At 56.9% G+C, this 12825-nt stretch carries 8 protein-coding genes and 1 pseudogene; 3 read left to right on the plus strand and 6 right to left on the minus strand.

Annotated elements, in window-relative coordinates; translation table 11 throughout:
- The 5 genes and pseudogenes from LA04_RS07420 to LA04_RS07445 all read right to left on the minus strand — a co-directional run bounded on the left by LA04_RS07420 (position 1) and on the right by LA04_RS07445 (position 5541).
- Positions 1-510 carry a GNAT family N-acetyltransferase gene (locus LA04_RS07420; RefSeq protein WP_032656866.1) on the minus strand — a complete coding sequence of 170 codons (510 nt, stop codon included), beginning with the start codon at positions 508-510 and terminating at the stop codon, positions 1-3.
- A gap of 9 nt (positions 511-519) precedes the next feature.
- Positions 520-2755 (minus strand): annotated as a pseudogene (locus LA04_RS24945) (NtaA/DmoA family FMN-dependent monooxygenase).
- 16 nt (positions 2756-2771) lie between these two features.
- Positions 2772-3893 (minus strand): amidohydrolase, encoded by a 1122-nt coding sequence (locus LA04_RS07435; protein WP_047651047.1) that lies wholly within the window; start codon positions 3891-3893, stop codon positions 2772-2774.
- Positions 3890-4891 carry an LLM class flavin-dependent oxidoreductase gene (locus tag LA04_RS07440; RefSeq protein ID WP_047651048.1) on the minus strand — a complete coding sequence of 334 codons (1002 nt, stop codon included), beginning with the start codon at positions 4889-4891 and terminating at the stop codon, positions 3890-3892. The genes LA04_RS07435 and LA04_RS07440 overlap by 4 nt, the downstream gene beginning before the upstream one ends.
- A gap of 110 nt (positions 4892-5001) precedes the next feature.
- Positions 5002-5541 carry an AAA family ATPase gene (locus LA04_RS07445; protein ID WP_047651049.1) on the minus strand — a complete coding sequence of 180 codons (540 nt, stop codon included), beginning with the start codon at positions 5539-5541 and terminating at the stop codon, positions 5002-5004.
- Between the two features lie 345 nt (positions 5542-5886).
- Between LA04_RS07445 and LA04_RS07450 the strand changes: the two genes are divergently transcribed.
- Together LA04_RS07450 and ansP are read left to right on the plus strand one after the other, a co-directional pair.
- A complete protein-coding gene (locus tag LA04_RS07450; protein ID WP_047651050.1) occupies positions 5887-7422 on the plus strand; it encodes a methyl-accepting chemotaxis protein in 1536 nt (511 codons plus the stop codon).
- 380 nt (positions 7423-7802) lie between these two features.
- Positions 7803-9299: an L-asparagine permease gene (gene ansP / locus LA04_RS07455; RefSeq protein WP_047651051.1), complete on the plus strand. Its 1497-nt coding sequence runs from the start codon at positions 7803-7805 to the stop codon at positions 9297-9299.
- Between the two features lie 50 nt (positions 9300-9349).
- Here ansP and yncE read toward each other — a convergent pair whose 3' ends face one another.
- On the minus strand, positions 9350-10411 hold the full coding sequence (yncE, locus tag LA04_RS07460; protein ID WP_047651052.1) for a 7-bladed beta-propeller protein YncE: 1062 nt from the start codon (positions 10409-10411) through the stop codon (positions 9350-9352).
- A 242-nt stretch (positions 10412-10653) separates the two neighbouring features.
- Between yncE and pqqU the strand changes: the two genes are divergently transcribed.
- On the plus strand, positions 10654-12768 hold the full coding sequence (gene pqqU, locus LA04_RS07465; protein WP_047651053.1) for a TonB-dependent receptor PqqU: 2115 nt from the start codon (positions 10654-10656) through the stop codon (positions 12766-12768).
- The last annotated feature ends 57 nt before the right edge of the window (positions 12769-12825 follow it).

Raw genomic sequence — 12825 nt, forward strand, 5'->3', positions numbered from 1 at the left:
TCATGCGGTTTTACTGAACGCTTCGCGTACCAGCGTTTTGGTGAAGCGCAGTCGACCGTCAAACGGAGGCTGGCTGTACTCTTCCGGATCGCGGTTCAGATCGAACTGCGCCTGATAGCCCTGGCTGAGATAGAGCCGCACCGCTTCCGGCTGGCGAAAGCCGGTTGTCAGGTAGATTTGGCTGTACCCTGCCAGCACCGCCCTGCGCTCAAGCTCCTGCACCACGCGCCCGGCAAGCCCCTGCTGACGCAGGGTTTTGTCCGTCCAGATGCGTTTGATTTCCGCGGTGCGTTCGTCGAAAGGTTTGTACGCGCCGGTGGCGATAATCTTCCCGTCGCGCTCCAGGACGATAAACAGCCCCTGCGGCGCTAAATACCACTCTGTAAGCTCAACTTCCGCGTCTTTGGAGAAGTAGTCCCCGTAGCGGGCGGCATATTCACCGAACAGCCCCTCGATAATGGGCTGAAGCTCGGCGTCTTCCGGTGAAACATCACGAAATCGTTCGCTCATCACGCCTCCTTAATCGCCCAGGCCAGCCGGGTTCACTTCTGACTGAGGAATACGCTCAACCCCTTCCCCCCAGCGGTTCAGCACTTTGTCGTAGTCGCCGTTTTTGATGACCCCGTTCAGCGCGGTTTGCACCGGCTCAACCAGCCCGCTGCCTTTCTTCAGCGTGACCGCGATGTGCGCCGCCTTCGGCCAGCCGCCGTCGACGCTACCCACCAGTTTGGTTTTCCCGTTCAGCGCCGCTTTCCAGGCGCCAATCACGTTCGGACCAAAGTAGGCATCCGCGCGCCCGGACTGCAGCGCCAGCGTTTGCGCCGCATCGTCTTTGGTGTAGATCGGGGTAAAGGGCTTCAGCCCCTTCTTGAGGTTTTCGGCATTCCAGGCCAGCAGGATGGCCTCCTGGTTGGTGCCGGAGCCGACGATAATCCGCAGCCCGGCGATGTCTTCCGCCTTCTGCAGCGACTTGATCGGGCTGGTGGACTTCACGTAGAACCCGAGGGAATCTTTGCGGTAGGTGGCAAAGTCAAACTTCTCTTTACGCTCTTTGGTGACGGTGATGTTGCTGATAGCGGCATCATATTTCCCGGAAGCCACACCCAGCGGCCAGTCTTCCCATGAGGTTGGCACCACGTTCAGCTCCAGCCCCAGGCTGTCTGCGACCAGACGGGCGACGTCAACCTCGCTTCCCAGCAGCGTTTTGTTGTCATCGGAAAACACCGTCAGCGGCGGTTGATTGAGGCCCGCCACCGCCACGGTAAATTTTCCCGGCACGGCAAAGCGATAGTCTTTTGGCAGCTGTGCCACCGCATCGTTGTTTTTGGCGGTATTAACCGGCGTTTTATTGGCCTCGATGCTCACGCCGGTGCCGTTAATATTCACATTCTCTGCCCAGACGGCAGGGGTAAAGGCCAGCGCGAGCGCCAGAATAAGCGTTGTCTTCTGCATAGCGGAGTTCTCTTTTATTGTTGTGTGAACTGGTTTTTAGGTTCGTCTAAACCCAGGCTTTCGCGCAGCGTGGTGCCAGGGTAGTCGGTACGGAACAGGCCGCGGGCCTGCAGAACAGGCACCACCTGGTCAACAAAGCGCGGGAAGGTGTCCGGCGTGCCGCCCTGAATAATGAAGCCGTCTGCGGCATAGCCTTCAAACCAGGCCTGCAGGCCGTCGGCCACCTCTTCCGGCGTACCGGAAAAGCGCGGGCGCGGCGAAGCGGCTTCAAGCGCCACCTGACGCAGGGTTAAGCTGCGCTCGCGGGCGTTACGCTTGATTTCATCGGTGGTGCTGCGGAAGCTGTTTTTGCCTAAGTCGCCGATATCCGGGAACGGCTCGTCGAGCGGGTACTGGCTGAAATCGTGATGCTCGAAATAGCGTCCGAGGTAGTTGAGGGCATCGTTAATCGACACCAGCGCCGCCGTGGTCTGATACTGGTTCTCCACGTCATCGGCGTCTTTACCCACAATCACGCTGACGCCCTGGAAAATATGTAAATCTGACGCGCGGCGTCCGTTACTTTCCAGCTGCTGCTTCACGTCGCGATAAAACGCTTTCGCCTCGTCGAGCTTTTCGTGATGGGTAAAAATGGCGTCGGCATGTTTCGCCGCCAGCTTTTTCCCGTCGTCCGACGCGCCCGCCTGAAAGACGATCGGTCGTCCCTGTGGCGTGCGCCCAATATTCAGCGGCCCGGCGACCTGGAAGAAATCACCGTGGTGGTCCAGGGTATGCAATTTTGCCGGGTCAAAAAACTGACCGCTCTCTTTATTGCGCACAAAGGCGTCGCCTTCCCAGGAATCCCACAGCCCTTTCACCACGTCGAGATACTCATCCGCAATCCGGTAGCGCAGCGCGTGCTCGGGGTGTTTTTCGCGAGAGAAGTTCTTTGCTGACCCTTCCAGCGGGGACGTCACCACGTTCCAGCCCGCGCGCCCGTTGCTCAGGTGGTCGAGGCTGGCGTGTAGGAGGTGGATAAGGTTCCCACCAGCCCCAGGCGCGAGGTGATGCTGGCGAGAGCGGATAACACCGTCAGCGGTTCAAAGCGATTTAAAAAATGCGGGATCGATTTCTCGTTGATATAGAGACCGTCGGCAACGAATAAAAAATCGAGTTTGCCCTCCTCCGCCTTTAACGCCGTCGCTTTGACGAAATCAAAATTGATGCTGGCATCGGCGACGGCCTCAGGGTGACGCCAGGCGGACATATTTCCGGATGCACCATGCAAAATGGTCCCGAGCCGCAGTTGACGATGTGCAGACATATTCACCTCTTAAGAATTAAACGTGTTGCAGGGCTTTTTCCGCAAGCTGTGCAAAATAGCGGGCAGCGGGCTCAATTAATGCTTCATCCGGATTGAATGCCGGATGATGTAAACCGTACGGGCTGTTGCTGCCGATGCTGACAAACGCCCCCGGGATCTGCTGCAGATAGACCGCGAAATCTTCCCCGCCCATATGCAGCTCGGCGTGCCGGGTTTCGTAGCCTGCTTCTCTGGCGACCGAGGTGGCGAAATCGGCCCAGCGCTCGTCGTTCACCAGCGCGGTGGGTCCGGCATACCAGGTGATATCAATCTGCGCGCTAAAGGCGCTGGCAAACCCGGCGGCGATTTCGCCCACGCGGGCTTTAACGTTCTGCTGCACTTCCGTGCGGTGGGTGCGCAGCGTGCCTTCCAGCTCGACGCTTTCCGGCAGCACGTTCCAGGTGTTACCGCCCGCAATGCGCGTCACGCTCAGCACCACCGAATCCAGCGTATTGACGTTGCGGCTGGCGACGCTTTGCAGCGCCGTCACCAGCTGGCTCGCCAGCACGATGGCGTCGTTGCCTTCGTGCGGACGCGCGGCGTGCGCGCCCTTACCGGTAATGCGGATCACGAAGCGATCGACGTTGGCATAGAACGGCCCGCCGCGGGTAGCGAACTCACCGACCGGCAGGCCGGGCTCGTTATGCATGCCGAAGATGGCGCTGACGTCACGCAGGGCACCGGCCCGCACCATGCTCTTCGCACCGCCAAAGTTCTCTTCGGCAGGCTGAAACAGGATCCGCACCCGGCCGTTAAGCGACGCTTCCCGCTCTTTCAGCTTTAACGCGGCGCCGAGGATCACGCTGGTGTGGATATCGTGACCGCAGGCATGCATCACCCCTGCACGCTGCGAACTAAACGGCACGCCGCTGCGCTCTTCAATCGGCAGAGCATCGATATCTGCCCGCAGCGCAATCAGCCTGTTGCCCGAGCCGATTTCCGCCACCAGTCCGGTCGACAGGTCGTAAGGCTGCGGAGTAATCCCGGCATTCGTCAGCCACTGGCGCAGGCGCGTCGTGGTCTCCACTTCCTGGCCGGAGAGCTCCGGGTTCTGGTGCAGTTCGCGACGCCAGGCAATCAGCTGTTCGCCAAAGCTCATACGGTGACCTCCCTGTTAAGACGCGCCTCGGCAAGCAGGCGCAGCGACGCGACGCGCGTTGCCCCCTCCGCTACCGGCGTGTCGATGATAAATTCATCAATGCCCCACTTTTCATGCAGGGCGTTAAGCTGTTCGAGCACCGACACAGCGGTACCCGCCAGCAGCGACTGCGCCCGACGGGCAATGCGCACCGGCTCGCTGCCCGCCTGACGTGCAAAAGCGTAGGCCTGCTCTTCGCTGGCCACGGTGACACGCTGGCCGTTTGCCAGCTCAACGCCCCACACTTCGACCTTTTGCGCCAGGGCTTCCGCCTCGGCCTGCGTCGGCGCGACAATCGCCTGTACCGTCACAATTACGTCCCGCGCGCTGTGCTTACGCCAGGTCGAGACCACCTCGCGCAGCAGGTCCGGGTCACCGTTCAGATGCGCGGCAAACACAAAGTGCCAGCCGAGCCCGGCGGCCAGCAGCGCGCTATCGATGCTCGCGCCCAGCAGGAAACCCTCAGCAGGCAACGGTGGCAGCGGCGTGGCGCGAACGGCCTCTTCATGAGACTGATGCTCAGGACGGATCCAGCGGTCAAGCTGGGCCAGCTGTTCGGCGAAGCCGCCCTTTTCCTGTTGATTCAGACCCTGCTGAAGCGCGCGGGTTGAGAGCGGCAGCCCGCCAGGGGCTTTTCCGACGCCGAGATCCACGCGGCCTGGCGCCAGCGCGGCCAGCACGTTGAAATTCTCGGCGACTTTATAAGGGCTGTAGTGCTGGAGCATCACGCCGCCGGATCCGACGCGGATGCGCGTGGTTTGCCCGAGGATCCAGGCAATCAGCAGCTCCGGCGAGGGGCTGGCAAGGTGGGGAGTGTTGTGGTGTTCGGCAATCCAGAAGCGGTGATAGCCCAGATTTTCTGCCTGCTGCGCCAGCGCCAGGGTACGCGCCAGCGCATCAGCAGCCGTTTCGTTTTCAGCGATGGGGCTTTTATCCAGAATGCTGATTCGCCATGACATGTTGCGTTCTCGTTTGACTTAACATGTCGACATTATTAAAGGCGCATTTCACCGCTGAGAAACAATTAATTTACATTTAGTTTGCCGGAAATCAGATATATAAAACCATGCTAAGAATAAGACTTTAAGTCGGCAATCAGCGTTTTCACCTGCCCGCGCCGGGTAATACGGACGAAGCGAATATGCCCATACTGCGGGTTTTGCAGATCGGCTTCATAACGCGTGCGGTTGTTACGCCAGGTTTTCATCGTCCAGATAAGGATGGACTCTCTGCTGAAGAACGCGCGCCGGAAACTCTCTTTGTTCCCGGTGCCGGGCCAGAGCTCGTGCTTATGCCAGGCCCGTTTGATTGCCCTGCTGACGGCCTGCCAGAGGGTGCGGGCAAAGCCATAATCGACCCACACCACAACGTCGACATTGCGCCATTTCACCGGCCGCGTGCGGTTATAGTTACCGTCGAGCACCCAGTCTGGCGAAGCCTGTAGCGCCTGCTCCAGCTTTGACTGAAACTCATCGTCCGGCGTCCCCTGCCAGTCAGGTCGCCAGTAGAGTCTGTCCATCTCGATATAGGGAATAGCCAGTTCGGTCGCAATCTGCTTCGCCAGCGTGCTTTTTCCGCTCCCGCTGGTTCCGATGACGTTAATTTTCACCTCAGCCTCACTGTGTTAACGAAAATTGACCAAATCATAGCGTTTTCATTCTGTTAACGAAACGCTATTTCAGCATGGCAATTTTTCCTGAGAGACGATCTCTCTCTTTCAGTTTTGGTTATGTCGTTTATTTGCAGCGACTCAAAAAAACGCCCCTGAAAATATTTTCATTTTTATTACATTCGAGAACATTAACAGATTAAAAATAATGGAGAATGGGTATTTCAGGCAGCCATAATTTCAGAGAGAATATGCAGCAGTCCGTTACATAAAAATAATCAAACTCATCTTGCCGGAGCATTTTCCGGGCATTTTTTATTCTTGCACAACATCATGGAGTTACTCATGAGGCGTAACACCCCCGTTACACAAAACGAGTATTTACTTAACGATGGTTCGACGTTAATGTCGACCACCGATACCAAAAGCCATATTACCTATGCTAATTCCGCTTTTATTGAGGCCAGCGGATATAAAGAAGAACATCTTCTGGGTGAGCCGCATAACCTCATCCGCCATCCCGACATGCCTGCCGAAGCGTTTGGCGACATGTGGTATACCCTGCAGCAAGGTGAGACCTGGACGGGGCTGGTGAAGAACCGTCGTCATAATGGCGACCACTACTGGGTGCGGGCTAACGTGACGCCTGTCTGGCAGGGTGGATCCCTGACGGGGTATATTTCCGTGCGAAATATACCCGCCCGGGAAGAGATTGCGGCCAGTGAAAAACTGTATGCAAAAGTGCGTAATAACGAATTAAAACATTACCGCTTTTATAAAGGGTTACTGGTTCGGCGCGGTTTATTTTCGTTTATGTCGCTCTTTAAATGTCTCAGCACCAGTAAACGTATCCATCTGAGTATTGCGACGACGGCGTTACTCTCCTGCCTGGCGGTGTATTTATTCCCTGATAAACTTGTGCAGTCGGGAAGTCTGGCGCTGCTGTTTATTGCCCTGACCTATTATCTTCATGCGCAGATCGCCCGTCCGGTAAAATCTATTGTGCAACAGATGCAGCGCGTGGTTTCAGGACGTAAAACGGACTATTACCATTTTGACAGGATCGATGACATCGGGCTGATGATGCGCCTGGTGAATCAATCAGGTTTGAACCTGAATTCGCTGGTTGACGATGTCGGGGCGCAAATCAGCGGGATTGGCACCATCAGCCAGCAGGTCGCGAAAGAAGGTGCGGCGCTGCAGACGCGTTCAGAAGAGACCGCAGACTTCCTGCAGCAGACCGCGTCAGCGGTGGAAGAGATCGCCAGCGCGGTGAAGGAGACGGCAGAAACCGCGAAAGAAGCCACGGAGATGGCGGATCGCACCCGCGACAGCGCCCATCGCGGTGAAGCGATGATGAAAGAGACCATCGGTATGATGCAATCCGTGTCGCAGGATAACAGCCAGATCGTCGATATTATCAGCGTCATCGATCGTATTGCCTTCCAGACCAACATTCTTGCGCTGAATGCTGCCGTGGAAGCGGCGCGCGCAGGTGAAGCCGGGCGCGGTTTTGCCGTGGTGGCGGCCGAGGTGCGCAACCTTGCGCAGCACTCCGCGACGGCGGCGAAAGAGATCAAAGTGCTGATTGAGAAAAATGTCGGCAGCGTCAACGCTGGCGTGGATAAAGTGGAACAGACCGAAACGCAGTTGACGGTCATGATTAACAACGTGCTGCAGGTCTCCTCCCTGATTAAGGAGATCGGCCACGCCACGCAGGAGCAAACCCAGGCGCTGACGCTCATCAACGCCTCCCTCTCCCGTATCGGCGCAATGACTCAGAACAATACGGGGATGGTGGATAACGTCACTCACGCGGCGAATCACCTGACGCAGCGCACCACGCGCCTGCAGCAGGCGATTGCCGTTTTTGGCGGTTAGCCGCTGGGGTTTTGAAGCCTGGGGCCATTTTTATGCTCTGCAACCGTTAAAATCTTTACCACCTGGTAATAATTAAGAGATTCTGATGATTAAATAATCAAGCCACCGACCGTTTTGTCTAAAAAGTCATCACGATTCAGCGTGTTGTGATCGCCGTCTGCTCTGACCACACGATTTCCTTCGACGTGCATCACTTTCGGCACGGTTATATTTTGCGTCGCTTATGAATTGCAGGTAGGATGCCTCGCCATGTTTCGCCTTATCCATACGCAGAATGACTGGGAAGGCGACATGTGTTTGCGCAGAAGCAATCGTTTGTATTGCGCTCTGCCAGGCAGGACTATCACGATAATGGTTCAGACAGGCAAACAGGTAACTCAATGAAAACAAGCAATAAAAGCGCAGCCGATCATCATGCTGCTAAACGTCGCTGGTTGAACTCCCACGAAGAGGGCTACCACAAAGCGATGGGCAACCGTCAGGTTCAAATGATCGCCATCGGCGGCGCTATCGGAACGGGGCTGTTTTTAGGTGCGGGTGCGCGTCTGCAAATGGCTGGCCCGGCTCTCGCCCTGGTCTATCTGGTGTGCGGGATCTTCTCTTTCTTCATTCTACGCGCGCTGGGCGAACTGGTACTGCATCGCCCTTCCAGCGGAAGCTTCGTCTCTTACGCCCGAGAATTCCTCGGTGAAAAAGCGGCCTACGTTGCGGGCTGGATGTACTTCGTCAACTGGGCGATGACCGGTATTGTTGATATCACCGCCGTTGCGCTGTATATGCACTACTGGGGCGCGTTTGGTGATGTTCCGCAGTGGGTCTTTGCGCTTGGCGCGCTGGCGATTGTGGGCACCATGAACATGATCGGCGTGAAGTGGTTCGCGGAGATGGAGTTCTGGTTTGCGCTGGTAAAAGTGCTGGCCATCGTGATTTTCCTGGTCGTAGGTACCGTCTTCCTCGGCAGCGGCAAGCCGCTGGACGGCAATGCCACCGGCTTCCATCTGATAACCGATAACGGCGGATTCTTCCCGCACGGTCTGCTGCCTGCGCTGGTCCTGGTTCAGGGCGTCGTGTTCGCCTTCGCCTCTATCGAACTGGTGGGCACCGCAGCAGGTGAATGTAAAGATCCGCAGACCATGGTGCCAAAAGCCATTAACAGCGTGATCTGGCGTATCGGTCTGTTCTACGTCGGTTCCGTAGTGCTGCTGGTTCTGCTGCTCCCGTGGACTGCCTATCAGGCAGGTCAGAGTCCGTTTGTGACCTTCTTCTCTAAGCTGGGCGTGCCTTACGTTGGCAGCATCATGAACATCGTGGTCCTGACGGCGGCGCTCTCCAGCCTGAACTCCGGTCTTTACTCTACCGGTCGTATCCTGCGCTCCATGTCGATGGGCGGTTCTGCGCCGAAGTTCATGTCGAAGATGAGCAAGCAGCAGGTTCCCTATGCGGGGATTCTGGCAACGCTGGTGGTTTACGTTTTTGGCGTGTTCCTGAACTATCTGGTGCCGTCCCGCGTATTTGAGATCGTTCTGAACGTCGCTGCACTGGGGATTATCGCCTCCTGGGCCTTTATTGTGGTCTGCCAGATGCGTCTGCGCAAAGCGATCAAAGAAGGCAAAGCGGCTGATGTGAGCTTCAAGATGCCGGGCGCACCGGTGACCTCCTGGCTCACCCTGCTGTTCCTGTTCAGCGTGCTGGTGCTGATGGCGTTTGACTACCCGAACGGTACCTACACCATCGCGACCATTCCGCTGCTGGCGGTACTGCTGATTGCCGGCTGGTTCGGCGTGCGTAAGCGCGTTCACGAGATCCACAGCACCGCGCCGGTTCATCACGACGATGAAAAACACGACGCACCGCTGGTGGAAGAAACCTCGCGTTAAGCATCCGGTAAGCATTAAAAAGGGAAGGCAAATGCCTTCCCTTTTTTTATTTACAGCGCGATACGAATCACGTCGTCAGGCTGGGTGGCTTCCTGCTGGCGGGTGGATTTTTGTTTCACCGTTACGTACAAGGTTTTGCCATCCGCAGAGAGCGCCAGGCTGTTCGGGTAGACCGGCGTGTCGAAGGTTTTTGTGACTTTATACGTTTTCGCGTCAATTACGCTCACCTTACCGGCTTCACGGTGCGTCACATAGGCTTCATTGCGGGCAGGGTTAAACAGGACCGCCAGTGATTCCGGCGCGGCGATTTTCTCGATCACGCTGCCGTCTTTCAGGCTCACCACCAGCACTTCCGGCTGTTTTGAATCGGTCAGGAAAGCGCGCTGGCCGGCGGTATCGAGGCTGAGGTTCAGGTAGAAATGCTCTTTACCGTCATCCTGCACCTTTTTGCGGCTCAGGATTTTGTTGGTGGCCGTATCAATCGTCACCAGCTCACCGTCCGCATTCGTGGTGTACAGACGTTTCGCCTGCGCATCCAGCGCCAGGCCGGTGCTGTACGTACCGGTATTGGCAATGGTCTCTTTCAGCTTCAGCGTGGCGCCATCCACCACCCAAATCACGCTCTCTTTGCCGACACCGGTGATGTAAATCGTGTTGCTCGCGTCATCCGCCACCAGCTGGCGCGGCTGCAGCGGTTTGACGGTTTCGCTGCGTTGACGCCCGTCCAGCACCAGACGCCCTTTCACGTCGCCCGTTTTCGCATCAATGGCCGTCACCGCACCGTTGATGGTATTACCGAACCACAACGTTTGGGTCGCATTGTCAAAGGTGGCACCAAAGGGCTTGAGATCGCTATGGATCGCCTGCGTCACGTCCAGGGTGACCGGATCAAGGCGATAGACAACCCCGCCCTTATCGGTTTTGCGGCTTTGCGAGGTCGCCACCCACAGCGCATTCTCCTGCTGGCTGACCGCCATTTCATACGCCCCTTTGCCCACCGCTTTACGCAGCACCTCTTCGGCGGCATGTACCTGGAACGTCCCGGCAAGCAGTAAAGTGGCAGACAGCAGTGACAGGCTCAGACGCGGCGAGCACAGATGACGTAAAGACATAACAATTCCTTTTCTGAAAAGAGGGGGTTCCGCTGACATCACTTCCGGCAGACAACGTCATGGCATTGCCTTTTGATAATGAGAATAGTAATCATTAATGAACTGAATGTGGAGTTTTTCTTTCACGCTTCGCCTTTCATTAACGCAATGTGCGGTTATAGTTTTCAAAACATTTACAAAACCTTTAACATGTATGGACATGTTCCATTTGGTTCGTTTATACACCACAACCGGTTTCATTCATGAAAATCATTTCTGCCCGTAAGGCCTCTCTCCCGCTGCTGCTGGTTCCCGTTATTCTTGCGCCGCTCACCGCGTTGAGCGCGGAGGAACAGACCATGATCGTCAGCGCCACGCCGCAAACCGTATCGGAGCTGGATACCCCGGCCGCGGTCAGCGTCGTCAATGGCGATGACATGCGCCACGCTGCGCCGCGCATCAACCTGTCTGAATCTCTTGGCAGCGTCCCGGGACTGCAAATCCAGAACCGCCAGAACTATGCCCAGGATCTCCAGCTTTCAATGCGCGGGTTTGGTGCCCGCTCAACGTTTGGCGTGCGCGGTATCCGTATGTATGTCGACGGTATCCCTGCCACCATGCCGGACGGACAGGGCCAGACCTCCAACATCGATCTCTCCAGCGTGGAGAGCGTTGAAGTGCTGCGCGGCCCCTTCTCTGCCCTGTACGGCAACGCCTCCGGCGGCGTGATTAACATCAACACCCAGACCGGGCAGCAGCCGCCGACCATTGAAGCCAGCAGCTATTACGGCAGCTACGGTACCTGGCGCTACGGCATGAAAGCCACCGGCGCGATGGGTGACGGCACCCACGCGGGCGACGTGGATTACACCGTTTCCACCACCCGTTTCACCACCAAAGGCTACCGCGACCACAGCGGCGCGCGGAAGAATCTGGCCAATGCTAAGCTGGGCGTGCGCATTGACGACGCGAGCAAGCTGACGCTGATTTTCAACAGCGTGGACATGAAGGCCAACGATCCGGGCGGGCTGAGCTATCAGGAGTGGCAGAACAATCCGCGTCAGTCTCCGCGCGGCGATCAGTACAATACCCGTAAGACCATCAAGCAGACCCAGGCAGGCCTGCGCTACGATCGTCAGCTCAGCACCCAGGACGACCTCAGCGTGATGATGTACGCCGGCGAGCGTGAAATGACGCAGTATCAGTCAATTCCGTATCAGCCGCAGCTAAAACCCTCCCACTCCGGCGGGGTGATTGATATGCAGCGTCATTATCAGGGTATCGATACCCGCTGGACGCACCGTGGCGAGCTGCTGGTGCCGGTGACCTTTACTACCGGCCTGAACTACGAAAACATGAGCGAAGATCGTCGCGGATACGAGAACTTCGTGATGAACAACGGCGTGCCGGATTACGGCGTGAAGGGTGACAAGCGTCGCAACGAACGTAACCTGATGTGGAACGTTGACCCTTACCTGCAAACCAGCTGGCAGCTGACGCAGAAACTGTCGGTGGATGCGGGAGTGCGCTACAGCTCTGTGTGGTTTGATTCCAACGACCATTACGTTACGCCGGGCAACGGTGACGACAGCGGTGACGCGAGCTATCACAAGTGGCTCCCGGCCGGTTCCGTTAAGTATGCGGTGACGGACGCATGGAACCTCTACGCTGCCGCAGGGCGTGGGTTCGAAACGCCAACCATCAACGAACTTTCCTATCGCGCCGATAACCAGGGCGGCCTGAACATCGGCCTGCAGCCGTCCACCAACAACACGTATGAAGTGGGCAGCAAAACCCGCATCGGCAATGGCCTCCTGACCGCAGCGCTGTTCCGCACCGATACGGATGATGAGATCGTGGTAGATGCCAGCTCTGGCGGGCGTACCAGCTATAAAAATGCCGGTAAAACCCGTCGTCAGGGGGTGGAAGTCTCCCTCGACCAGCAGTTTGCCGAGAACTGGAAGCTGAAGATGACGTGGACTTACCTGGATGCCACCTACCGGACTAACGTCTGCAGCGACGCAGACTGCAACGGTAACCGGATGCCGGGTATCGCCCGCAACATGGGTTACGCCTCGTTTGGCTGGCAGCCGGAGGAAGGCTGGTACGCGGGCTCAGACGTGCGCTACATGAGCGATATCATGGCCGACGACGAGAATACGGCGAAAGCGCCGTCGTATACGGTGGTCGGGCTGAATACCGGGTATAAGTTTAACTACGGCAACTGGGGCATGGACGTCTTTGGCCGCGTCGATAACCTGTTCGATAAAGAGTACGCGGGCTCGGTTATTGTCAACGAGTCTAACGGTCGTTATTACGAGCCTGCACCAGGCCGTAACTACGGGGTCGGGCTGTCGGTCTCTTATCGCTTCGAGTAAGCGAAAAGAAAAGTTGATCTTATTAATGAAATAACGCTCCTGATGGCAATAAGCCAT

Origin of the sequence: Enterobacter sp. UCD-UG_FMILLET (genome assembly GCF_000762975.1) — a bacterium.
GTDB lineage: Bacteria > Pseudomonadota > Gammaproteobacteria > Enterobacterales > Enterobacteriaceae > Enterobacter > Enterobacter dykesii.

Bases quoted from the DNA above. Each gene is read 5' to 3' on its own strand.
- ansP (WP_047651051.1), top strand. From the start codon at position 7,803: ATGAAAACAAGCAATAAAAGCGCAGCCGATCATCATGCTGCTAAACGT.
- pqqU (WP_047651053.1), top strand. From the start codon at position 10,654: ATGAAAATCATTTCTGCCCGTAAGGCCTCTCTCCCGCTGCTGCTGGTT.
- yncE (WP_047651052.1), bottom strand. From the start codon at position 10,411: ATGTCTTTACGTCATCTGTGCTCGCCGCGTCTGAGCCTGTCACTGCTG.
- LA04_RS07420 (WP_032656866.1), bottom strand. From the start codon at position 510: ATGAGCGAACGATTTCGTGATGTTTCACCGGAAGACGCCGAGCTTCAG.
- LA04_RS07435 (WP_047651047.1), bottom strand. From the start codon at position 3,893: ATGAGCTTTGGCGAACAGCTGATTGCCTGGCGTCGCGAACTGCACCAG.
- LA04_RS07440 (WP_047651048.1), bottom strand. From the start codon at position 4,891: ATGTCATGGCGAATCAGCATTCTGGATAAAAGCCCCATCGCTGAAAAC.
- LA04_RS07450 (WP_047651050.1), top strand. From the start codon at position 5,887: ATGAGGCGTAACACCCCCGTTACACAAAACGAGTATTTACTTAACGAT.